18 protein-coding genes are annotated in these 23,502 nt (G+C 42.1%); 15 read left to right on the top strand and 3 right to left on the bottom strand.

Translation table 11 applies throughout. The annotated features are described in order from the left end of the window. Positions 1 to 49: 49 nt before the first annotated feature. A complete protein-coding gene (locus WCY03_RS07090; RefSeq protein WP_345991539.1) occupies positions 50 to 1,237 on the top strand; it encodes a dihydroorotase in 1,188 nt (395 codons plus the stop codon). Positions 1,238 to 1,317: 80 nt separating this feature from the next. Next, positions 1,318 to 4,098 carry an EAL domain-containing protein gene (locus tag WCY03_RS07085; protein ID WP_345991537.1) on the top strand — a complete coding sequence of 927 codons (2,781 nt, stop codon included), beginning with the start codon at positions 1,318 to 1,320 and terminating at the stop codon, positions 4,096 to 4,098. Between the two features lie 37 nt (positions 4,099 to 4,135). Here WCY03_RS07085 and htpG read toward each other — a convergent pair whose 3' ends face one another. The 3 genes from htpG to recO form a co-directional block, all read right to left on the bottom strand. Then, positions 4,136 to 6,028 carry a molecular chaperone HtpG gene (gene htpG, locus WCY03_RS07080; RefSeq protein WP_345991535.1) on the bottom strand — a complete coding sequence of 631 codons (1,893 nt, stop codon included), beginning with the start codon at positions 6,026 to 6,028 and terminating at the stop codon, positions 4,136 to 4,138. Between the two features lie 107 nt (positions 6,029 to 6,135). Beyond that, on the bottom strand, positions 6,136 to 7,209 hold the full coding sequence (locus WCY03_RS07075) for a response regulator (protein ID WP_345991534.1): 1,074 nt from the start codon (positions 7,207 to 7,209) through the stop codon (positions 6,136 to 6,138). A gap of 61 nt (positions 7,210 to 7,270) precedes the next feature. Next, positions 7,271 to 7,888: a recombination protein RecO gene (gene recO / locus WCY03_RS07070; protein ID WP_345991532.1), complete on the bottom strand. Its 618-nt coding sequence runs from the start codon at positions 7,886 to 7,888 to the stop codon at positions 7,271 to 7,273. A 191-nt stretch (positions 7,889 to 8,079) separates the two neighbouring features. Here recO and gltB point away from each other — a divergent pair, with 191 nt between their 5' ends. The 13 genes from gltB to WCY03_RS07005 all read left to right on the top strand — a co-directional run bounded on the left by gltB (position 8,080) and on the right by WCY03_RS07005 (position 23,502). After that, the gene (gene gltB, locus WCY03_RS07065; RefSeq protein ID WP_345991530.1) at positions 8,080 to 12,519 is read left to right on the top strand and encodes a glutamate synthase large subunit; all 4,440 of its coding nucleotides are present in this window, start codon (positions 8,080 to 8,082) and stop codon (positions 12,517 to 12,519) included. A gap of 1 nt (position 12,520) precedes the next feature. Then, on the top strand, positions 12,521 to 13,906 hold the full coding sequence (locus WCY03_RS07060) for a glutamate synthase subunit beta (RefSeq protein WP_345991528.1): 1,386 nt from the start codon (positions 12,521 to 12,523) through the stop codon (positions 13,904 to 13,906). Next, positions 13,906 to 14,643, top strand: a complete 738-nt coding sequence (locus WCY03_RS07055) for an inositol monophosphatase family protein (protein ID WP_345991526.1) — start codon at positions 13,906 to 13,908, stop codon at positions 14,641 to 14,643. The genes WCY03_RS07060 and WCY03_RS07055 overlap by 1 nt, the downstream gene beginning before the upstream one ends. After that, positions 14,640 to 15,485, top strand: coding sequence for an acetyl-CoA carboxylase, carboxyltransferase subunit beta (gene accD, locus WCY03_RS07050; RefSeq protein WP_345991524.1), 846 nt, complete (start codon positions 14,640 to 14,642; stop codon positions 15,483 to 15,485). The genes WCY03_RS07055 and accD overlap by 4 nt, the downstream gene beginning before the upstream one ends. Continuing rightward, positions 15,486 to 16,043, top strand: coding sequence for a thiamine phosphate synthase (locus tag WCY03_RS07045; protein WP_345991523.1), 558 nt, complete (start codon positions 15,486 to 15,488; stop codon positions 16,041 to 16,043). It begins immediately after the preceding gene. Beyond that, on the top strand, positions 16,040 to 16,498 hold the full coding sequence (locus tag WCY03_RS07040) for a 23S rRNA (pseudouridine(1915)-N(3))-methyltransferase RlmH (RefSeq protein WP_345991522.1): 459 nt from the start codon (positions 16,040 to 16,042) through the stop codon (positions 16,496 to 16,498). Before WCY03_RS07045 ends, WCY03_RS07040 begins: the two co-directional genes overlap by 4 nt. 11 nt (positions 16,499 to 16,509) lie before the next feature. Beyond that, positions 16,510 to 16,866, top strand: a complete 357-nt coding sequence (dksA, locus tag WCY03_RS07035; protein WP_345991520.1) for an RNA polymerase-binding protein DksA — start codon at positions 16,510 to 16,512, stop codon at positions 16,864 to 16,866. A 10-nt stretch (positions 16,867 to 16,876) separates the two neighbouring features. Continuing rightward, a complete protein-coding gene (locus WCY03_RS07030; RefSeq protein WP_345991518.1) occupies positions 16,877 to 17,890 on the top strand; it encodes a hypothetical protein in 1,014 nt (337 codons plus the stop codon). A 106-nt stretch (positions 17,891 to 17,996) separates the two neighbouring features. Continuing rightward, positions 17,997 to 18,953: a tRNA dihydrouridine synthase DusB gene (gene dusB / locus WCY03_RS07025; protein ID WP_345991516.1), complete on the top strand. Its 957-nt coding sequence runs from the start codon at positions 17,997 to 17,999 to the stop codon at positions 18,951 to 18,953. Positions 18,954 to 18,964: 11 nt separating this feature from the next. Continuing rightward, the gene (locus WCY03_RS07020; RefSeq protein ID WP_345991514.1) at positions 18,965 to 20,104 is read left to right on the top strand and encodes a hypothetical protein; all 1,140 of its coding nucleotides are present in this window, start codon (positions 18,965 to 18,967) and stop codon (positions 20,102 to 20,104) included. 170 nt (positions 20,105 to 20,274) lie between these two features. Next, complete coding sequence (locus WCY03_RS07015; protein ID WP_345991512.1) at positions 20,275 to 22,254, top strand: molybdopterin oxidoreductase family protein; 1,980 nt, start codon at positions 20,275 to 20,277, stop codon at positions 22,252 to 22,254. A 70-nt stretch (positions 22,255 to 22,324) separates the two neighbouring features. Beyond that, positions 22,325 to 22,972, top strand: coding sequence for a ferritin family protein (locus WCY03_RS07010; RefSeq protein WP_345991510.1), 648 nt, complete (start codon positions 22,325 to 22,327; stop codon positions 22,970 to 22,972). A 14-nt stretch (positions 22,973 to 22,986) separates the two neighbouring features. After that, positions 22,987 to 23,502, top strand: coding sequence for a ferritin-like domain-containing protein (locus WCY03_RS07005; protein ID WP_345991509.1), 516 nt, complete (start codon positions 22,987 to 22,989; stop codon positions 23,500 to 23,502).

The following is a 23,502-nucleotide window of genomic DNA, read 5'->3' as shown; positions in this document are numbered from 1 at the left end:
AACCTTTTTTGTTTATAATTTTGTAATTATATCTAAAGGTGTTGTTTAAATGGTAATAACAGATGTGAAAATTTGCGATATAAACGGCGAAAGAGTTGTTAACGTTACGGTCGAAGAGGGTGTCATAACCAAGATAGAGGAGATCAAGGAGCCAAGCGATACTCCGCTTTGTCTGATCCCTTCGCTCATAGACCTCAATGTCAGGGTCAAAGATGACATCCTAAACTCCAAAAAGATAGAGGATCTCTCATGCAACGCTTCAAAAGGAGGCGTCAAAGATGTGATACTCAATCCCGAATCGACTCCTGCCATAGACGATGAGATAGTCTTGGAGTTCGTACAAAACAATCCGATCCCGCGAGACGGAGCGAATATACATTGCTCTTTTAATACTATAAAATCCTCGGATGCGACACTCAGTAACATCGCCATACTTCTCAAAAAAGGGGCGGTTGCGCCGTTTATGAGTACGACGACACATAACAATCTCGCTATCAAGATAGCCGAATATGTCAAAATGTACGGTGTGACGCTGTTTTGCAGAGCGGAGGATAGAAGTCTCAGAAGTATGGGTGTCATGAACGAAGGAGAGACAAGTTCCTGTCTGGGGCTTGCAGGAATCCCTGCGATAGGCGAGCTTCTGCATGTAAGCAGGATGATAGAGCTGGCGCGCTACTATGGCATAAAAGTACTGTTTAAATCCATAGCCAATCCGCGTTCTATCGAGATGATAAGCAAAGCGAAAAAAGAGGGTGTGGACGTAAGATGCGAAGTGAGCATACATCACCTTCTGCACTCCGATAAACTTTGCGAAAACTTCAATACGGCGGCAAAGATATATCCGCCGCTGGCAACGCAGAATGATATGCAGCTTATGCAAGAAGCCCTGAAAAACGGCGAGGTCGATCTGCTCACGGTTCTTCATCATCCGTCGTCTCCGTTGAACAAAGAGGTTGCTTTTTTTGATGCGGCTTACGGATGTGAAAGTATAGATCATGCCCTGCCTCTTTACTATACGAAACTCGTAAAATCCGAAATGGTCAGTATGAAAGATCTGATACGTCTTTGCGTGCAAAATCCTGCAAAAGCCATTGGGGAGGAGAGAGGAAAGATAGAGGTCGGAACGAAAGGATTCGTTATCTTTGATACAAAAGAAACTATGTTCGTCGATAACTCGCAGTCTCTTTATAACGGCGAAGAGCTTTTCGGTGTCATAAAAGAGCCGGATGAACTTTAAAAAACTTATAGTAAAACAGGTAGATTGGAATTTGGATATAATTATTTGAAATTATATGTGGATGGGAAGGAAATCGCTTTTTGAAACTACTTAATCATACTTTTGAAAACTGTGCCGCTCTGGAGCAGTTTATAGATAACGAACTGCCAAAAGAGGGAAATATCCTCGTACAGCTTTTCAGCGGAATATCCGATATCACAACGGTTCAATCGGTCTTAGACGTATTGAACGAAAAGATCCCGAATGCAGTGATCATCGGTGCTTCCACCGCAGGCGAAATATCTGGCGGCATCATTCACAGCAAAACCGTACAACTTTCTTTTTCCGTATTTGAAAACTCCTCGCTCAGAACTATCTATTATCCGAAGGTGGATTTCCAAACGGGCGTCGATGCCGTAAAGGGTTTTTCAAAAAAAGATACCAAAGCGGTTCTGGCTTTTTGTGAAGCTTTAAAGGGAGATTCGGAGCTGTTTTTGGAAGGTTTTTCCTCCGTAGAACATAATATCCCCATTGCAGGCGGCAATGCGGGAGACAATTTAGAATTTAAAGAAACGTTTGTCATAAACAAAGACAAGATATATTTTGAGGGGATCGTATTGTGTGCGATCGACAGTGAAACTTTGAGCGTATCGACCAACTACTCTTTGGAGTGGACGCCCGTGGGCAAAGAGATGATCATTACAAAAGCTCAAAACAACGTCGTCTATGAGATCGACAATCTTCCGGTAGAAAAGATATACAGATACTATCTCGGAGACGAAATCCTGCTTAACTTCCCTGCCACGGTCGTAGAGTTTCCCTTGATAAAAACGGACGAAAATGTAAAGATCGCCAGATCGATCGTCGCGAGAACGGATGATGAAGGATTCGTTTATGCGGGGCATTTTAAAAACGGGGACAAAGTCAAGTTCGCGATAGGAAACGTAGAAGAGATTCTGAACAAAGCACAGGTACTTTATGACAATATCATTTCCGCTCCCGTCGAAGCTACGTACATATATTCCTGTTCGGTTAGAAAGCTGTTTTTAAAAGATCAGTTGAACTATGAGTTTGGTTTGATAGAGCAGATAGCTCCGGCTGTCGGTTTCTTTACGTACGGAGAGTTCTATCACGGCAAAACGAAAAACCAGCTTTTAAATATAACTACCACGACACTCAGCCTTTCGGAATCGACTCAGTTGAAAGAGAAACAGAAGATCACAGAGAGAAAAGCCAAGACCTCTATGTTGAAATCTCTTACAAATCTCGTGAACATTTCGGAAAAAGCCCTAAATAACAATATTATCAAGCTCAATCAGTATAAAGAGATACTCGACAACAGTGCCATCGTTTCCAAAACCGACGAGAGAGGGATCATTACCTATGTCAACGACGAGTTCTGCAGGGTTTCGGGTTACAGCAGAGAAGAGCTTTTGGGGCAAAAACACAATATCGTAAAGCATCCCGAGACGGAAAAATCCGTTTTTACCCAGATGTGGAAAGATATCACGCATAAAAAGGTATGGCACGGCACCATAAAAAATCTTACAAAAAACGGAGAGACCTATTATGTCAAGTCCGTGATCATGCCGATCCTGGATGAAGAGGGAAATATTACCGAGTACATCGCGGCAAGAACGGACGTGACGGATCTGATACAAAAAGACAAGATCATCAAAAGGCAGTTCGAAGATGTTTTGACGGGCTTGCAAAACAGAGCCTCGCTTTTGTATCAGTTAAGTATAAGACCGAGCGAATATGCCTCTTTGATACTTATAAACATCGACAGGTTTTCCGATATTAACGATTATTTCGGATATGAAACAGGAGACAAAGTCCTGCAGGAGTTCGCTCTTCGGTTAAAACAGAAGCATGAAAAAGTATATAGAATAAGCGGAGACGAATTTGCGATACTGTGCGAACATGATCTCAACGAAGAGAACAAAGCTGATATAATCAAATTGATACTAGATCTGGAAAGGTCCGATTACAAACTGTACGAGGATGTGATCTCCGTATTTTTATCTTGCGGCGTCGCATACGGAAGAAGAAGCGAGATATATAAATTTTCCCATATTGCGCTTAAAGAGAACAAAAAATCGAATAAACATGTCATCTTTTACAATGACAACGATAATCTGGATAAAAAAATAAAGGACAATATCAACATAATCGCAAAGATCAAAGAGGCGTTGCAGCATGACCGATTCCTGCCGTTCTTTCAGGGTATTGTCGATAACAAAACCAAAAAAATCGTCAAATATGAATCTCTTATCCGTCTCAAAGAGAGCGACGGCAAAATAGTCTCTCCGTTTTTCTTTTTAGAACATGCAAAAAAAGCGAAACTCTATATCAGACTAACAGAAGTCATGATAGTAAAATCGTTTGAAAAGTTTGCAAATCTGGATTACGAATTTTCCATAAATCTTTCCCTGCAGGATATTGAATCAGTAAAAATAGTGAATCTGCTGATAGAGAATCTGGAAAAATACCGATGCGGAAACAGGGTCGTCTTGGAGATAGTCGAATCCGAAGGTATCGACAGTTTCGAGAAGATGTCGGAGTTTATTTCCATAGTCAAACAATACGGCTGCAAGATAGCCATAGACGATTTTGGAACGGGATATTCCAACTTTAGCTATCTCTCCAAGCTGCACATAGATTACATAAAGATTGACGGCTCTTTGATAAAAGATATAGATAAAGACGAAACACAGCTCGCAACGGTCGAGAGTATCCTGCATTTTGCCAAAAAGATGGATATAAAGACGATCGCGGAGTTTGTAGAAAACGAAACTATCTACAATGTTTTACATAAGCTGGGAGTGGATTTTTCCCAAGGTTACTTTTTTTCCAAGCCGCAAGAGGAACTCGCGGAGTAAGATATCGTCCAAGAGGCTAAAGGAAATCTCCTTTAGCTTACAGAGCTTTTGTTATTATGCGGTTGAGTTTTGTGATAAACGAAGGGATATCTTCGATCTCCATACCGTTGAACAGTTTTGCCTGATCAAGAAGAACATGCGCGGCATCGTTGATGAGGTTCTGATCTGCGGAGTCTTTTAGTTTTTTGATCAGTTCATGATTTGGATTGATCTGCAGTATCGGTTTTGGCATCGGTACGTCGCCGCCTTGACCCATCTGTCTCATCATCTGAGCCATCATGAACGACGGATCCTCTTTATCCTCTTTGATCGCAACGGCAGAGTCGGTAAGATCAAATGTCACTTCGACATCTTTGACATCATCTTTAAGTGTATCTTTGAACTCTTTTGTCAACGGTTCGTACTCTTTTTTGCTCTCCTCTTTGGCTTTTTTGTCCTCTTCGCTCTCTTCGAATTTTGCGTCGGAGACATTTACAAGCTTATACTCTTTGTATTTGCTTACCATAGGGAAGACGATAGTGTCGACCTCTTCGTTTAAGATAAGTACGTCGATCCCTTTTGCTTTGAATCTCTCAAGGGCAGGATTGTTTTTGAGCATGCTTACAGTCGATTTTGCAGTGATGTAGTAGATCTCTTTTTTCTGGGCATCGACATTTTTTACAAACTCTTCAAGAGATGTTTTCTCATCCGAGTTGAGAGTGCTGAATCTTAGCAGGTCTAAGATCTTTTCACGGTTCGCATAGTCTGAATACAGCCCCTCTTTTAAAACGTTGCCGAACTCTTTGATGAAAGTATCGTATTTTTCTGCGTCGTTTTTAGCCATCTTCGAGAGTTCGGACAATATTTTTTTGACCGAAGCGTTTTTGATCTTCGCAAGTACGGCGTTGTTTTGAAGTATCTCGCGGCTTACGTTAAGCGGAAGGTCTTTTGAGTCGATCACACCTCTTAAGAAACGCAGGTATGTAGGCATCAGCTCTTTTTCATCGTCCGTGATGAACACACGGTTGATGTAAAGTTTTATGCCGGGCTGATAATCTACGCGGTACATATCCATTGGTGCATTTGTTGGTATATAAAACAGAGTGGTGTATTCTATGGCGCCTTCTGCTTTGTTGTGTATCCAAGTAAGAGGATCGGTAGAATCATGAGCGATACTTTTGTAAAAATCTTTATATTCATCGTCGCTTATCTCCGATTTTGAGATAGTCCACAGCGCGTTCGCTTTATTTATCTGCTCATTTACGATCTCTGTCTTTTCTGCTTCGATCTCTTTGCCTTCATCATCTTTCTTTGCAGGAGTATAGTGCTCTTTGTCCATAAAGATCGCAAAAGGGATATGGTTGGAGTATTTTTCTATAATGCTTGATATTCTGTACTCTTCTAAGAACTCGTTTTCATCATCGTTTAGATAAAGAGTGATCGTCGTACCGTGTCCGTCGCGCTCGGTTTTGTCAAGATCGAACTCTCCGTTTCCTGTGCTTGTCCAGATATATGCCTGCTCTTCACCGGCTTTTTTCGTTACGACTTCTACTTTGCCTGCAACCATGAACGCGGCATAAAAACCGACGCCGAACTGTCCGATAAGCTGAGAGTCTTTTTTCTGATCGCCGCTCAGACTTTCGATGAATGCTTTTGTACCGGATTTTGCGATAGTTCCTATGTTATTTATTAGATCCTCTTCGTTCATACCGATACCGCTGTCTTTGATAGTTAATGTTTTATTTTCTTTGTTAGGTATGATATCTATACGAGGGTCGAACTGTACGTTTTTATATTTTTCATCCGTAAGGACCAGCATATTGAGTTTATCTAATGCATCAGAACCGTTTGAGATAAGTTCGCGCAAAAAGATCTCTTTGTTGGAGTACAAAGAGTGGATCATAAGGTGTAGTATTTGATTTGCTTCAGTTTGAAATTGATGTTTTGCCATATTAAATTCCTTTTTTGATAGATTTAACTTGAGCGTAAGTATATCAAAAAAAAATAAATATATGCAAGCCGTATCAGTTTAATTTAGTCAATACGACTAAAGTCTATTTAGTGCATGTAGGTTTCAATACTGCTCTTTACTTGTAAAAGTGTATCTTTAAATCTTTCTTCGATCTCAAAAAATTTGTTTTCCTGCTTATTTTTTAATATCTCTCTGAACTCGGTCGAAACGTTTGCAAGTCTGTCTGCACCGATATTTGCCGATATCCCGGAAATATCCAAAAGCAGTTTTTGGACTGAATCCGTATCATCTTTTGCCATCATAAGATTGATATTTTTATCAGAATCTTTGTACATGCTCATAAATTCCGACAATACCTCTTTGTAAAGTTCGTTGTCGCCGCTGCATATCTCGATCCCTTCATCGATATTGAGGATATCGTTTTGTTCCTCTGCGGGCTTTGTACTTTTTTCATCTTTCATATCGAGATAGCAGTAGAGCACTTCGTAGAGTTTCTCCACGTTCAAAGGTTTTTCGAGATGTTCCTGCATCCCTGCGTTATACATCTTCTTTATATCATCAGAGGCCGTATCGCCGCTTAGAGCAACGACTAGAACATGATTTAAAGAGTCGTCGCCGCGGATGCGCCTTGTAGCTTCAAATCCATCAAGTACAGGCATATGGGCATCCATCAGCACGATAGAGAAGTCTTTGTCTTTTTGTAGGATATCAAGGGCTTCCTGACCGTTGTTGGCGATCTCTACGATCATTCCCGAGTCGCCCAAGATGCCGTTTATGACTTTTTGGTTGATCAGGTTGTCTTCTGCAACAAGTATCTTCGATCCGGCGAAGATATTAAAATTTTCTTTTGTTATCGGGTCGTGAGAAGTAAGTTCACGTTTTTTTTCAATGATTCTAATTTCGGGTTTTGTTTGAACAGAGGGTTCCTCTTTTGGATGTTTTATCTCTTGAGTTTGCTTCGTATCCTCTTTCTCTTTTTGCATGTCGGAGAAGATATGAATCGGTTTTGGCTCCTCTTTTGTCTTTTCATGCTCTTTGAGATCTTTGGGTTTATCGCTTCTTTGTTTGATGATGACATACAGCAAAATCAGCAATATGATCAGGATAAAAGCGATCGTCTCGGTAAGGTATAGTGTAAAAAACTCATTGATCTTATTCATCTTTTCCCCTCGTTCATTTTTAGATAATAAGTCTATATGATAGACTTTTTTTTCTTAAACTTTATAATCCTTCAAGTAATACGTACCAGAGCCTGTCTATCTCTTTGTCGCTTAAAAAAAGTGAAGAATGAGTGTCGAAAAGTTCGTTTAAAGCGTCTTTGTCGATGCCAAGGGTATGGGAACATTCAAAATGCGTCGGCAGGTAGCCCCGGATCACCGATATCTCTTTTTCGATCTTTTGGCTGCATAAAAAGCATCTGTTTTCCCTATGCAGACGGCCCTCATATCTTAAAAGTCTGCTGTATGCTTCCACGGCTACGCGCTTGGGGTTTTGTCTGTCCCATTTCATTGCGGCGTCGTCTATCAGATTAAAATAGAAATCGCCTATATCTTCGGCTTGTTTTAAGTGCTGATGAAAGAGAGTTACGAAATCCTGCCATGCTCTGAGCCTGTTCCTGTCACTTATCCACTTAAAACTCAGATGTATGACGTCTCTTAGTCTGGAGATAGAGCTTTTGATCGATCCTTCAAGCTCATAATCTATCTTGAATCCGAGGTTGATGACACCGTGGCGCGCACCGTAAAATCGATAAACTATTTGTAAGTTATCCTTTGATATTATTGTAACTATAAGATCTTCGTCCTTAGCCCGATTGATATTTATGATATAACCCTGCATAGTATGCTTCCATTTTACACGAATTTTATTTTTTAAATAATTATTATTACTTTTAAATGCTTTTTTAATTCTTTATTAGATACAATAAGCACGTAAATTTTTCTAAATAGACTAAGTTTATTTAAAAATAGATTAAATTTTCTCTTTTTTTGAAGAAAATTTCAAAAAATATAATAATTTGGAGTGAATATATGGTTGAATATAATGACTTATTAAAATCTTTTAAAGATAATTGTGGTTTTGGTCTTATCGCCAACATAAAAAACCGCACGTCACATGAAAACCTAGAAAATGCCATTACAGCACTTGAAAGAATGATGCACCGCGGCGCAGTCGCGGCTGACGGTAAAACAGGGGACGGAAGCGGACTTCTGCTTTCTATGCCGGTAAGCTTCATGCGCAAACAGGCGCAAAAAGAGGGAGTGGAGCTTCCCGATCAGTTTGCCGTAGCATCGGTATTTACAAAAAACAAAAAACAGATAGACGTAATTGAAAAAATCTGCAGTAAAAACGATCTTAAAGTCATCCTGGTACGTAACGTTCCCGTTGACATAAATGCTTTGGGCGAACAGGCAAAAGAGACTCTGCCATATATCATTCAACTATTTATTACTTCAAATTCTATCATGGCTTCGGAGCGTTTTGACGCTTTATTGTATCTGAGCAGAAAAGAGTGTGAGCACGCTTTGGTGGACGACAGAAACTTTTATATCTCATCAATGTCGTCAAAAGTCCTTTCATATAAAGGGCTTGTCATGCCTACGCATATCAAAGAGTTCTATAAAGACCTTCAAGACAAAGAGTTCAAGATCTCTTTTGCTCTGTTTCATCAGAGATTTTCCACAAATACGCTTCCAGAATGGCGTCTTGCACAGCCGTTTCGCGCCGTGGCGCATAACGGTGAGATCAACTCCGTAGAGGGAAATAGATTTAACGTCGAGATCAAATCCGAATCGATTAAAAGCGAAGTGTTCACCGATGAAGAACTTGCACGAATCTTGCCTATCCTTCAGCCTGCATCTTCCGATAGTGCGAGTGCGGACAACTTCTTGGAGTTTTTGCTTGTAAACGGCATGGACTTTTTCAAAGCGGCACGTGCGGTGATCCCGAGTGCATGGCAGAACGCTCCGCATATGGACCCTGAACTTCGTGCGTTTTATGAGTATCAATCGACCGTATTTGAAGCGTGGGACGGTCCTGCGGCATTTTCTTTGACTGACGGCCGTTATATAGGGTGTGTATTGGATCGTAACGGACTCCGCCCGTCAAAATATATCATCACAAAAGACGATACGCTGCTTATTGCCAGCGAATACGGCGTCATAGATATCGACGAATCCAATATCAAAGAGCGCGGACGTTTGAAATCAGGACAGATGATAGGACTTGATCTAAAATACGGAAAAGTGCTCAAAGACGAGCAGATCAACGATTATCTTAAAAGTTCCAACCCGTATATGAAATGGCTCAACGAACATATGATCTATCTTCAAGAGCATGTAGAAGAGCAGTATGTGAGCCAGTGCGATCATGATGATTCGACCATTATTAAAAAACAGAGATATTTCAATCTCACTCAAGAGGTGATTGAACAGGTGATCGAACCTATGATCCGCGACGGTAAAGAAGCCGTCGGTTCTATGGGAGACGATACCCCTCTTGCCGCGTTTAGCAATAAGCAGCGTTCGTTTACCGATTTTTTCAAACAAAAATTCGCTCAGGTGACCAACCCTCCGATCGACCCTATCCGTGAAAAGGTCGTAATGAGCTTAAATACAGGTTTCGGCGAGGCACACAATATACTCGGCGAACTTCCTTCTCACGCTCACAGACTCAAGGCGATCTCACCTATCATTACGCTTGAAAAGCTGGAAGTCCTGAAATCTTTCGGAGATAAAAAATCGCCGAGCTATCAGGATTTTTACAAAAACTCGACTTTTTCGACAGCGTACGATACCGACTTGAAATCGGCGTTGGACGAATTGGTAAAAAATGTAATAAACAGCGTCAAAAACGACCGTGTACGTATTGTCGTGCTTGATGACGATGCTCTTAGCAAAACAAAACGTATCATCCCGATGGCGATGGCTGTGGGGCGTATCAGTCATGCACTGCTTGAAGTAAAACTTAGACATCTCGTCTCCATCGTCGCTTGCTCTTCGGAAGTCGTCGACTCTCACAGTGCTGCGGTGCTCATAGGTTACGGCGCGAGCGCGGTTTATCCGGGTCTGCTTTTTATGACTGTTGCAAAAGAGCTTGAAAAAGCAAAATACGGCGGACTCTCTTGTCAAGAAGCGTTGAAATCGGTACACGGTTCTTTAAATGCGGGTATACTCAAAATAATGTCGAAAATGGGGATATCTACCGTCGCGTCTTACAGAAACACAGGATTGTTTGATGTTATCGGTCTTGCAAAGGATGTAACACAGGATTGTTTTAAAGGTTCTCACCTTTTGATTCCGGGACTGAGCTATGACGATATCGATGCTAAACTCAAAGAGAATCACAGGTCGGCGTATAATGACAACGGCTTTAGCAAAATATTCCCGCTGCATATAGGAGGGTATTATAAATTTTACTCTGGACAGGAATATCATGATTTCGGTCCAGACGTGATACACGCTATTCATACGGCGGTAAAATCGGGAGATAAAAAAGATTTTGACAAACTAAAATCGATCGTGAACAACCGCGGTCTGAAGTTTATCCGCGATTTCTTTGAGTTTAAATCCGACCGCGCGCCGATAGATATCTCCGAGGTCGAACCGAAAGAGGCGATCTTTAAACGTTTTGCATCGGCGGCGATGAGTCTCGGTTCTATTTCACCAGAAGCGCATGAAACGATAGCAATGGCAATGAATCAGATCGGCGGACAATCGAACTCGGGAGAGGGTGGAGAAGATTCTGCACGTTTTGATACGAACCGCAACTCAAAGATCAAACAGGTTGCTTCGGGACGTTTCGGAGTTACTCCTGCATATCTTCGTTCAGCAGAAGAGATACAGATCAAAGTCGCCCAAGGTGCAAAACCGGGTGAGGGAGGACAGCTTCCAGGACATAAAGTAACCGAGCTTATCGGACGTCTGCGTCATACGATCCCTGGAGTTACGCTGATCTCGCCGCCGCCGCATCACGATATCTACTCTATCGAAGATCTGGCGCAGCTGATATTTGACCTTAAGCAGGTCAATCCAAAAGCGCGCATCGCCGTAAAACTTGTTTCGACCGCGGGTGTCGGTACTATTGCGGCAGGTGTCGCTAAAGCCTATGCGGACAAGATCATCATCTCCGGAGGCGACGGCGGTACGGGTGCTGCTCCGCTAACTTCCATAAAATATGCGGGTAATCCATGGGAACTGGGACTCAGCGAAGCGCATAATGCGCTAAAGGTCAACGATCTCAGACGTCTTGTAGAAGTTCAAACGGACGGAGGACTCAAAACAGGTCTTGATATCGTAAAGGCTGCGATGCTTGGAGCAGAGAGCTATGCGTTTGGTACGGGTGTGCTTACGATTGTCGGATGTAAGATGCTTCGTATCTGCCACTTGAACAAATGTTCTGTGGGTATCGCTACGCAAAACGAAAAACTGAGAAACGAGTTCTTTAAAGGACATGTTCCTCAGGTTGTAAATTACTTTACTCTTTTGGCAGAAGATGTAAGAGGGATCCTTGCAGGACTCGGTTACAAAAGCTTGGAAGAGCTGATAGGCAGAAGCGATCTGCTTAAAGTCGTAGACGACGAGTTCGCGCAAAAATTTGATTTCTCGTCCGTACTTCATAAAGTCGAGGGCATAAACACCTGCCAAGAGCCTTTTAACAATCCTTTTGACGATAATGCATTTGAAAAAGGGATATTAAATGACGTGATGCCTGCCATCAAGCATCCCGATCATCCTATAAGGATCACAAAAGAGATCAAAAACATTCATAGAAGTTTCGGTGCGCTAATCAGCGGCGAGATAGCTCAATATTACGGAGATACGGGCTTAAAAGCCGATACGATAACTATGAAGCTCAAAGGGATCGCAGGACAGGCGTTTGGAGCGTTCTTGATAAACGGCGTATCTTTATACCTAGAGGGTGTAGCAAACGATTATATCGGTAAAGGCCTCCATGGCGGAAAAGTCGTCGTAACTTCGAAAAATGCGGGCGAAGAGTTTAGTGCCGGAGGAAATACGTGTCTTTACGGCGCTACTTCTGGAAAACTGTTTATTTCAGGAAACGTAGGCGAACGTTTTGCGGTCCGTAACTCCGGTGCTTTGGCAATCGTTGAGGGTGCTGGAGACAATGCGTGTGAATATATGACCGGCGGGATCGTCGTGATCCTCGGCGATACAGGTATCAATTTCGGTGCAGGTATGACGGGCGGTGTCGCGTTCGTATATGACAAAAAACATGATTTTATAGAGAATGTAAACCGTGAGCTCGTCGAAGCGGTAAGAATAGATACGGATGACGGAGACGAAGCCCGTCATTACTTAAAACGATTGTTAAAAGAGTATCTTGTCGAAACATCGAGTGAAAAAGCCAGAGACATTTTAGATAATTTTAGAGAAGACATAAGAAACTTCTGGTTGGTTCGCCCGAAAAATCTTAAAAAACTACCGTTGAACGTTGATAAAGGAGACTAGGATGCAAGAATTTTTAAATACAGGACGTATTGATCCTGAAAAACGTTTAGTAGTAGAGCGCGTAAGAGATTTCAAAGAGATTTACGAAGTCTTTGATAAAGACAGAGCAGCGTCTCAAAGCGACCGCTGTATCCAATGCGGTGATCCGTATTGTCTAAACAAATGTCCTCTTCATAACTATATCCCGCAGTGGCTAAAAAGCGTAGCCGAAAAGGACCTCAACTTTGCATTTCGTCTTGCAAACGAGCCTTCTCCGTTTCCAGAAGTCATGGGAAGAGTTTGTCCGCATGACAGACTTTGCGAAGGCGACTGTACTTTAAATGACGGACATGGTGCTATCACGATCGGTTCTGTCGAGACATTTATCGTCGAAGAGGGATTCAAAAACGGGCTTAAACTCGAATTTCCAGGGATAACGACCGATAAAAAGGTTGCTATCGTCGGTTCCGGACCTGCAGGACTCTCCGCTGCTACGTATCTTCTTCGTTCGGGCATAGCCGTGACCATGTATGAAAGAAGCGACAAAGCGGGCGGGCTTTTGACTTACGGCATCCCTAACTTCAAACTTGATAAAAAAGTGGTCGATCGCCGGGTCAAACTGCTTCAAGAAGCGGGAATGAACCTTGTCTTGAACACGGAAGTTGGACGTGATATCTCTTTTGAAGAGATAGCGGATAATCATGATGCTATGTTTATCGGTATCGGTGCGACCGTCGCCAAAAAAGCGGGAATCGCCGGAGAAAATGCCAAAAACGTGTATAAAGCTATGGATTATCTCACGAACATTCAGCGCAAGAACTTTAAAATGACATACGACAAAACGTTTGATTTTAAAGACCTTGACGTAGTAGTGATAGGCGGCGGCGATACGGCGATGGATTGTCTTCGTACGGCAAAACGTGAGGGTGCAAGAAGCGTTACTTGTCTGTACCGCCGTGATGCGCACAATATGCCGGGAAGCCAAAAAGAGTACAAAAACGCTATGGAAGAAGGCGTCGACTTTACCTTCTGCGTTTCTCCAAAAGAGATCATCTTGAACGAATCGGGACGTGCTATCGCGGTCGAAGTGGCAAAGACGACTCTTGGCACAAAAGATGAAAGCGGCCGTCAGAAGATGGAGGAGGTAAAAGGCAGCGAGCACAGAGTAAGTGCCGATGTCGTCATTATGTCCTTGGGCTTTGATCCGTCCAAACCCTCTTTCTTGGCTGAAAACGGAATCGAGACCAATTCATGGGGAGGAATCATCATCAATGAAGAGACTCATGAAACCACGACTGCCGGCGTCTATGCGGGCGGAGACTGTTTCCGCGGAGCGGATCTGGTCGTAACTGCGGCGTTTGACGGTCGTGAAGCAGCAAGAAGCATCGTAAAATCTCTTTTAGGCTGATGATAGATCTCACCTCTTTTATCGAAGATGCCGCCGCGGCATCTATCGATATACAAGAAAAGCTGCAAAAAAATTCTGCTTCCTTATATGAAAAACTGGATATCGGTGCCGGCGGGGACATAAGTTACGGTGCCGATATCATGGCAGAAAAGATCTATGTCTCTTACCTGAAAAAATATGCTAAGATCGACTCCGAAGAGTCGGGCATTATCGGAGAAGGGAAGTACACGATTTACCTCGACCCTCTAGACGGAAGCGACAATTTTAAAACGAATTTTCCCTATTACGGTTCCTCCATCGCACTTTGCGACGGTGATGAAACTTTAGCTGCCGTCATCGTGAATTTCATATCTTCAGAGATATTTATCAGAACAAAAAATGAGTTTTATAAGACCTATCTAAATGATCTTTCTTGTAAGCTGGATGTGCTTGAAAACAATTCTCTGTCTTCGGTAGGCATAGTGGAAAAGGCGTATGCCGATCCGAAAAAAACGGTACCATTGAAGGAAAATCATCTTAAATTCAGGTCTCCAGGTGCCATAGCGTTATCTTTGGCGTATGCACATTATGTTAAATATATGCTCTTTTTTGGTACAATGCGGGTTTACGATATACAAGCCGGTCTTTACATGTGCAAAGATTTGAATGTATATATGGATGATGAAATAATCATAATCTCAAAAGATGACGATCTGTTTAAAAAATTATGCAAACTATATAATAAGGAACCGTTTTGAACCTTTTTAATCTTTTTAGTTCAAGCTCAAAAAAGCAGCAGGCTACAAAAAGCGAAGCTCCTGCACACTGGATCAAGTGTACGTCTTGTCAGTCTCTCATGTATTATAAAGAGGTCGAAAATCAGAACTATGTCTGTCCCAAATGCGGATTTCATCTGCGTATAGGCGTGAAAGAGCGCATCAGCTTATTGGCGGACGACGGAGAGTTCATAGAGCATGATGCAGGTCTTTCTCCTGTTGATCCGTTGAAGTTCGTCGACAAAAAAAGCTATGCAAAGCGTATAGAAGAAGCCTACTCTAAAACATCCCGTAAATCTTCCGTGGTAAGCGGAGAGTGTAAGATAAACGGACAAAGTGCGCAGCTTGTTATCTTTGACTTCTCTTTTATGGGCGGGTCTCTCGGCTCGGTCGAGGGCGAAAAGATCGTTCGTGCCGTCAATCGCGCCATAGAAAAAAGAGAAGGGCTTATCATTATAAGTGCCAGCGGAGGTGCAAGAATGCAGGAGAGTACCTTCTCTTTGATGCAGATGAGCAAGACTTCCGCAGCCCTGGCAAAACTTGCGGAGCATAGGCTTCCTTACATCTCGCTTCTGACCGATCCGACGATGGGCGGTGTCAGCGCCTCATTTGCGATGCTCGGCGATATAATCATCGCCGAACCGGGTGCACTGGTCGGTTTTGCAGGTCAGAGGGTTATTAAACAAACAATCGGTTCGGATCTTCCCGAAGGATTTCAAAGAGCGGAGTTCTTGCTTGAAAAAGGATCGATCGATATGGTCGTAAACAGAAATAATTTGAAACAGACGCTATCAGATCTTTTAAAGATGTTAGTAAACGAATAAATGAAACTCTACGCACTTTGCGACCAAGACCTGCTGGATAAAAACGATCTTTGTCTGGAGGATTTTGTTGCAATAGCCAAAAAGCATGATGCCGAGGTGATACAATACCGCAACAAGAGTGCGGACATCTCTTTTATTAAACAGCAGCTCATCGAACTAAGAAGGCTTTTTGAAGGCTTTTTGATAATCAACGACACTTTTGAACTCAGCCCTTTTTGCGACGGTGTACATATCGGTCAGGAAGATCTTCAAAAGATCGATCCCGACGAAAAAAAAGCCATAAAAATACTCAGAGAAGTTTTGGGAAAAGACAAGCTGATCGGTCTCTCCACACATAATAAAGACGAGATCATAAAAGCCAATGAACTGGATATAAACTATGTAGGTCTTGGCGCCTATAGAGCGACGTCCACCAAAGAAGTGGACAATATACTCGCAGACAGACTGGATGAAATAGCTTCTTTCTCGATTCACCCCGTAGCCGCAATCGGCGGCGTAAGACTTGATGACAGGTTTGAGAACGTGACATACCATGTGATCGGAAGCGGGCTTTTATGAATATTGACATCATATCGATCGCAAAAAAAGAGCGTTCGACTTATGACCCTTTGTACAAAGAATTAGAAAAAATGATATCTCGATTTGCAAAAATCAATGATATTGAACTATTTTCCAAAGAAATTACTAAAGCTCACAACATTGGTGTAGAGGCTTCAAAAGCTGCATATACAAAGGCTTTTGAAGCATATGATAACAAAGGATATGTAGTTTCGTTACATCCTGATGGAAAATTAATCGATAGTTTTGAATTTAGTAAGCTTATAGATGGTAAAATGTCCATTCAATTTTATATTGGTGGAGCTTATGGCCTTGAGGATAAATTTTTACAAAAATCCGACAAGGTTATAAGTCTTGGGAAGATAACAATGAGCCATAAGATAGCAAAAGCAGTCTTGCTTGAGCAGATATATCGGGGGTTTTCAATTTTATCGAACCATCCATACCATAAATAGCGGGGGAATTAGTGAGACAGAGTGAGCTTGATTTTTTCAAAAAAATGTTAGAAACACGTAGGGCACAGATAGTGAAAAATATCCTTGGTGTTGAAGAAGAGATGGGTATGTTACGTCAAGAAGAGTTACACGATGATGCGGATTACGCCGTTATGAATAATAACAATCTGGTTGAATCGGCGATAGGCGAACAACAAAACAAAGAGCTGCGAGAGATAGAGATATCCTTACATAAGATATTTACACAGTCTTACGGAAGATGTGAGATGTGTGAGGAGCTTATTAATATTCATCGTCTGAAAGTTAAGCCGCATGCAAAATATTGTATAGACTGCCGTGAGATCGCGGAGAAAAAAGACACAAAATAAGGAAAGAAATATGTATATTAAACGCTACACTATAGCAGTGAGTTTATTTGTAATTTTGCTAGGATGGTATGTCTATACTTTTGTGACGCAGCAGAGTATCGCGGTAGATTTTTTCGGAATAGTTCTACCCTCTTTGCCTGTTGCCGTTTTAGTAGTTTTACCGGTGATCTTACTTTATATAGCGAGCGTTTTGCATATGAGCTTTTACTCATTGGTCGGTACTCTTAACCTGAGAAAGTATGAAAAAGACTATGAGAAGCTCATAAGTTCTATCAGCGATGCTTTACTCGGTAAAAAGAACCGTCATTACGAGTTTAAGACACAACGATACAAACAGCTCGGCAAAGTACTGGACAATATATCGATCTATACGAATGCTCAGATAACCGAGATCGACGATGAGAAACTCTCATCTACGCTGGATATCATAAACAAGATCAAAAACGGCGATGTCGTCGACTTGAAAAAGCTCGGTCTGCAATCGGATAACGAACTTGTCATCTTAAATGACAGAAACAGATACAATGCAAAAGATATTAGCGCGGAAGACGTTTTGGGCAAATCCGCGAAGTATCCGAAAGAACTTTGTATCAAAGCATATACGGATTTATCCAAAACCGCTTCTGCAGGCAGTATTGAAAAATATAAAGAGTTCATGAGCAAAGATTCGCTCTTAAACATCTTGTCGCGTATAAATGCCGATAAAGATCCTCTGGATATCACAAACGAGTCTTTGATACAGCTCTTTTCACTGCTTGATCTACAAGAGAAAGACTTTATCGAAGCTTCGCATATCTTATCGAAAAACATGGTTCCTGAGCAGAGAATAAGACTCTTTGAACTTTTAAGCGACAAGTCCGAAGAGGCGATGGGCGGATATCTCTACACGCTTTATGATCTGGAGATGCTTTCACCTGCCGATGAGATACTGGACAATTCGCAGCCGGACGAATACATGTATTTTAAAGCTTACCGTGCGTTAAAAGAGTGTAATAAAAATTATGATATCTCACTTTTTGTCTAGGAGATTTTCTTTTCCTGGACATCCTGCTTCTTTTCTAAACAAGTGTTTATCTAATAGAAATCTCTTTTTAGATAAAATTCTATAAAAACAATCCGGAATATTTTATATGCAAAATAAATTATCTTTTGATCTCCCTATATATGTACTTGCTCCGCTTGCCGGATATACCGACCTTCCATTTAGAAATGTGGTTAAAAAGTTCGGTGCGGATTTGACGGTAAGCGAGATGATTAGTTCCAATGCTCTTGCGCACGGATCGAAGAAGACTTTGCAAATGCTTGAGAAAAACCAGAATGAAGACCCTTATTCCGTTCAGATAGCAGGATCGCAGACGGATATCGTCAAACAGGCAGTCGAAGTCTTGAACGAGCAAGAAGGTATAGATATCATCGATCTTAACTGCGGCTGTCCCGTTCCAAAAGTCGTAGGGCATGGAAGCGGCAGCTCGCTTCTTTTGAACCTACCGCTTATGGGCGATATCATCAAGACAATCAAAGATACTTCCAACAAATCGATGACAAGCGTGAAGATCCGTCTCGGTTATGAGAAAAAGAACCATATCGATATAGCAAAGGTCGTAGAAGACAGCGGAGCCGATTTTCTCGCGGTTCATGGACGTACCCGTGCGGGCAAGTTCAAAGCTGCGGTCGATTATGATGCCATTAAAGAGATAAAAGAGGCAGTGAAGATCCCGGTAATCGCAAACGGCGATATCGATTCTTACGAAAAAGCTCAGTGGGTGCTGCAGCATACGGGAGCCGACGGGGTGATGATAGGACGCGGTGCGGTCGGTGCTCCGTGGATATTTCATCAGCTCAAATCCGGTTCGGCGGATATCGACAGACTTTTAAAGCATGAGATAATCATGGAACATTTTGACAAGATGATAGAGTTTTACGGCGCACATGGCGTCAGTATGTTCAGAAAACATACGCATACCTACTCTAAAGGGTATCAGGGTGCGTCCGCTCTACGCGATCTGGTAAACAGGATTAGCGATATAGACGAATACAGAGATGTGATAGATAAGTTCTTTTTGGAGAATGAGATCGTTGCAAGATAATAGGGAGAGTAATGCTTGAAGCAACAGAATCGATTATAAACCTACAAGAAGACGATATAGACGATAATGTCTTATATTACGATTACAATATAAAGCATCTGCTCTCTTTGATAAAAGCCAAAGTACCCGAAGACGACAACAGATACCTGAGCTCATTTAGATCGTTTGAAGGCGAGGTCTTTGAGAACTATATGTACGAAAAGCTTTTGGCGTATGTCCAGACACAAGACGAAGTAGAAAAGTTCGTCCTCAAAGGACATCATCAAAGCAGAGACAAAGCCTTTGCGAACACCCTTTCGATAAGCGAAAAATCTCAGATAGTCTATCGTACGAAAAGCAGGGAAATAGGCGAGTTCGATGCGCTTATCTTTACGAAAAAAGAGCTTTATTTCGTGGAGATGACGCTTGTCAAATCTGTTTTGAAACTTAAAAAAAGGCTCCGTAAGAAGAAAGCGCTTTTGGAGACGATCTTTCCCGATTACGAGATAAAAGCGCTTATCATTCTAAATGAAGGAGTAAGCGGAGTAAAACAGCTTCCTCCTTACTGCAAGGTCTGGATCACAAAATCTTTTTCATCCCAAAAGGTTTTGGATTATCTCAAAAACAGAAGAGCATACGAGAGAAAGCCGAAAAAAGAGATGGACAGTAAAAAGATGGTCGAAGCCCAGAGCCTGAAAATCTTTCCGTTTCGATATTACAATACTTTAAGCTGGATAACCAGATCTCTGCGCTCAAACAGAAATCAACTGATAAATATGAAGTTTCTGACAGATCCGCTTACTCAAAGATATCATGATCTCTATACAAAAATATATCTGGGCTTTATGTATCCCTCCGAATTCAAAAAGATAATGAATATAAAAGCAGATATTAAAAACGACCAAAAGATCATCGTGGCGCTGGAAAAGAAACATTCAGACGAGATCGTTCTGACCTACTACATCCAGTATACCCGCAAAAAACTCGACTATATATCATATAACGACGAGGGTGCGATGATTGTCGAAAAAAAGGATCCTTACGGTATTACCGTAACTGAGGTCTATCATGTGACAAAGTTGATGGACAAGAGCTTTTCTCTGAGTGCCAACAATATAAAAACCATCGCCAATCTTTTAAAAGAGAGTTTTGCCTCTATGGATAAGAGATAAAGAGCAAAGCCTCAAAAGATCCTCTGATCTTGCAATAAAACTTAATATTTCATAAAAAAACAACTTTTCCACCATACAGGCAAAAAATGCCTAAAATTTAATCATCATATTTCTTAATTTTACATTAGCTGTGTTACAATTTTAAAAAATAGATCGAATCGGGGTTTTTTATGATTAAGTCTGTGTGCGGGTATTGCGGTGTTGGATGCGGATTGGAATATGACGAGAAAAATTTGATAGGTGATGTCACATATCCGACGAATTTCGGCAAGGTCTGTTCCAAAGGGGTGTCGGAACTAGTCAGCATCCAAACCGATACGAGACTTTTAAGACCTGTATATAGAGAATCGCTCAATCAAGAGTTTACGACGCTAAAATGGGAAGATGCGATAAAACGCATAGCCGACAAGATACGAAAGAGTTCCAAAGAGAAGATAGGATTTTATCTCTCCGGTCAGCTGTTAACGGAAGACTATTACATCGCCAACAAGCTCGGCAAAGGCTTCATAGGTACACCCAACGTCGATACGAACAGCCGTACCTGCATGTCCAGCGCCGTCGTCGCTTATAAAAAAGCGATAGGAGCCGATTTCGTTCCTCTTAGAATGGACGATATCTTCAAATCAGATCTGCTCATTCTTGCCGGAGCGAATACGGCCGAGGCGCATGTCGTGTTTCACAACCAGATAAAAAAAGCGAAAAAAGAGGGGCTTAAAGTCGTCGTCATCGATCCAAGATACACCGAGACCGCAAAGATCGCAGATCTCTATCTGCCCATAAAAGCCGGAGGCGATATAGATTTTTTCAATCTCATCTCCAAACGCCTTATCGATGAAGAGCTCTATGACAAAGAGTTCGTAGAGAACCGTGTCAACAATTTCGAGCAGCTGAAAAACAAGTTCAAAAGAGTTCCGACGACAAAGATGATAAAAAGAACCGGGTTGCCGCAGGAGCTTTTTGACGAATTTTTCGAGCTTTATAAAAACAGTGAAAACATCATTACGGCTTGGACGATGGGACTCAACCAGTCGGTCCAGGGCGTGGATAAGAACCTTGCACTGATAAACACCCATCTCTTGACGGGTAAGATATTTAAAGAAGGCTGCGGGCCCTTGAGCCTTACAGGGCAGCCAAACGCAATGGGCGGAAGGGAAGTAGGAGGACTTTCAACGATGCTTGCTGTTCATCTTGGATTTGATAAAGAGAGCGTAAAAAAGGTTTCAGAGTTTTGGAAAAGCAATAATGTCGCCTCACATGCGGGACTTACGGCGACACAGATGCTCGAAGCGGATCTTGACGTGCTTATCATCTGTCATACCGATCCAATCTACCATCTTCCAAACCGAAACAAGACGGAGAAGCTTATCCAAAAGATCCCTTTTGTCGTGGAGATAAACGCCTATGAAAACTCCGAATCTTCAAAGTTTGCCCACCTAAGGCTTCCCGCTTCTCCATGGGGAGAAAAAGAGGGGACGCAGACAAATCTGGACAGGACCATAACCAGACAGGAGCGACTTACCCGCCAGTCGATCGATTCTAAACCGGATTGGGAGATATTTCAGCTTTTAGCTGTGGAGCTAGGGTTTAAAGAAGCCTTTAATTTTAAAAATCCAAAAGAGATATTTCAAGAATACCAGCAGATGACCAAGCTAAACAGCTATATGGATATCGACAAGGCCGATTATGATGAGATGCGCAACAGCGCGTTCGTCTGGGGAAAGGGTATTAAAGAGTTCCTCACACCGGATAAAAAAGGAAACCTTTTTTTCGTGCAAAACAAACTCTTAAGCGAAAAGAGCTCGCTCGAGTATCCTTTTATCCTTTTAACGGGACGTACCCGCGACCAATGGCACAGCGGTACGAAAACAAATCTCCCTACCACTCTGCTCAAATACAAAGAACTCAACTTCTGCGAGATCAATCCCCTTGACGCAAAAACACTCGGGATAAAAGACGGAGACAGCATAAAAGTGATCTCAAAAAGAGGCGAGCTTATTACAAAAGCTCTTATAACCGAAGCAATAAATGAAAAAAATATTTTCATTCCCATCAGCAACAGGGAAGTGAACTATCTGACCATCGATCTGTACGACAGTGAATCGCTTGAGCCGGATTATAATCACAGCGCGGTAAAAATAGTAAAGCTTTAAAGGATAATTATTTTCTTTTAAGAACATCTGCCCTATACTCATAACAGATAAAATTTAAAGGAGTGTATAGATGAGGCAGTATGAAACATACAAGTGCAATGTTTGTGGAAACGAAGTAGAGGTACAGCATGTGGGCGGCGGTACGCTGACATGCTGTAATCAGCCGATGGAGTGCACGACTGTAAATTTAACTGCGGTAAACCTGATGAAAGCTTTTGCGGGAGAGAGTCAGGCCCGTAACAAGTATGAGTTTTTCGGAGAGCTCGCACGTGAAGCGGGATGGCACGCGATAGCCGATCATTTTGCCGAATCGGCCATGAATGAAAAGTATCATGCAAAAGCCGAATATGAAGCATACAACAAACTCATGTACGGCATAGAGATGCATGAAACGCTAAAAAATCTCGAAATGGCGATGGAGGGAGAAAAATACGAACATACCCAGATGTATCCGAATTTTGCGGATATTGCGGAAAGCGAAGGACATAAAGATATCGCGCGCCTCTTAAAAGCCATCGCAAAAGTAGAGGTGGAGCATGAACGCGAATACGGCGAACTGAAAAAAATTCTCGAAGAAGAGGGCTTTTTTAACAGTGATGAAGATGAATACTGGGTTTGTGAGGTGTGCGGACATGTCCACAGAGGTAAAAAAGCACCCAAAGCATGTCCTTTATGTAAAGTAGGACAGGAATACTTCAGACGTGAAAATCTATATTAAAAAAGGAGCGTAAGATGGCAAAAAGAGGAATATCGATACTAAAAGGTATTGAAGCACAAAAGGTCACACAGCTTTTAAATAAAGCATATGCCGACGAGTGGCTGGCATATTATCAGTATTTTACGGAAAGCAAAGTCATTAAAGGTATCATGAAAGACGCGGCGATAACGGAGCTGACGCAGCATGCAGCCGATGAACTCCGCCACGCTACGATGGTCGCCGATCGTATCGTACAGCTCGGAGGCACCCCGCTTTTAAGCCCAAAAGACTGGTTTACGCATACGAACTGCGGTTATGACGCACCCACCGATGCAAACGTCCTGCCTATCTTGCAGCAGGCTATTAAGGGTGAACAGTGTGCTATCAGCATCTATTCGGAACTTGTAGAGATCACCAAGGACAAAGACATCGTTACGTACGACATGGTCTCTCAGATATTGGCCGACGAGGTCGAGCATGAAGAGGACTTGCAGGCTCTTTATGACGATATCCATGAATTTATAGCCGAAGTCAGAAAAAACCTTCAGTAA

The sequence above is a fragment of the Sulfurimonas sp. HSL-1716 genome, assembly GCF_039645975.1.
GTDB lineage: Bacteria > Campylobacterota > Campylobacteria > Campylobacterales > Sulfurimonadaceae > Hydrocurvibacter > Hydrocurvibacter sulfurireducens.
This window is presented reverse-complemented; position numbering and strand designations above follow the sequence as displayed.

Excerpts from the sequence above, each read along its gene's own strand:
- WCY03_RS07090 (WP_345991539.1), top strand. The coding sequence starts at position 50 with ATGGTAATAACAGATGTGAAAATTTGCGATATAAACGGCGAAAGAGTT.
- htpG (WP_345991535.1), bottom strand. The coding sequence starts at position 6,028 with ATGGCAAAACATCAATTTCAAACTGAAGCAAATCAAATACTACACCTT.
- WCY03_RS07075 (WP_345991534.1), bottom strand. The coding sequence starts at position 7,209 with ATGAATAAGATCAATGAGTTTTTTACACTATACCTTACCGAGACGATC.
- recO (WP_345991532.1), bottom strand. The coding sequence starts at position 7,888 with ATGCAGGGTTATATCATAAATATCAATCGGGCTAAGGACGAAGATCTT.
- gltB (WP_345991530.1), top strand. The coding sequence starts at position 8,080 with ATGGTTGAATATAATGACTTATTAAAATCTTTTAAAGATAATTGTGGT.
- WCY03_RS07060 (WP_345991528.1), top strand. The coding sequence starts at position 12,521 with ATGCAAGAATTTTTAAATACAGGACGTATTGATCCTGAAAAACGTTTA.
- WCY03_RS07055 (WP_345991526.1), top strand. The coding sequence starts at position 13,906 with ATGATAGATCTCACCTCTTTTATCGAAGATGCCGCCGCGGCATCTATC.
- WCY03_RS07045 (WP_345991523.1), top strand. The coding sequence starts at position 15,486 with ATGAAACTCTACGCACTTTGCGACCAAGACCTGCTGGATAAAAACGAT.
- WCY03_RS07040 (WP_345991522.1), top strand. The coding sequence starts at position 16,040 with ATGAATATTGACATCATATCGATCGCAAAAAAAGAGCGTTCGACTTAT.
- WCY03_RS07030 (WP_345991518.1), top strand. The coding sequence starts at position 16,877 with ATGTATATTAAACGCTACACTATAGCAGTGAGTTTATTTGTAATTTTG.
- dusB (WP_345991516.1), top strand. The coding sequence starts at position 17,997 with ATGCAAAATAAATTATCTTTTGATCTCCCTATATATGTACTTGCTCCG.
- WCY03_RS07020 (WP_345991514.1), top strand. The coding sequence starts at position 18,965 with ATGCTTGAAGCAACAGAATCGATTATAAACCTACAAGAAGACGATATA.
- WCY03_RS07015 (WP_345991512.1), top strand. The coding sequence starts at position 20,275 with ATGATTAAGTCTGTGTGCGGGTATTGCGGTGTTGGATGCGGATTGGAA.
- WCY03_RS07010 (WP_345991510.1), top strand. The coding sequence starts at position 22,325 with ATGAGGCAGTATGAAACATACAAGTGCAATGTTTGTGGAAACGAAGTA.
- WCY03_RS07005 (WP_345991509.1), top strand. The coding sequence starts at position 22,987 with ATGGCAAAAAGAGGAATATCGATACTAAAAGGTATTGAAGCACAAAAG.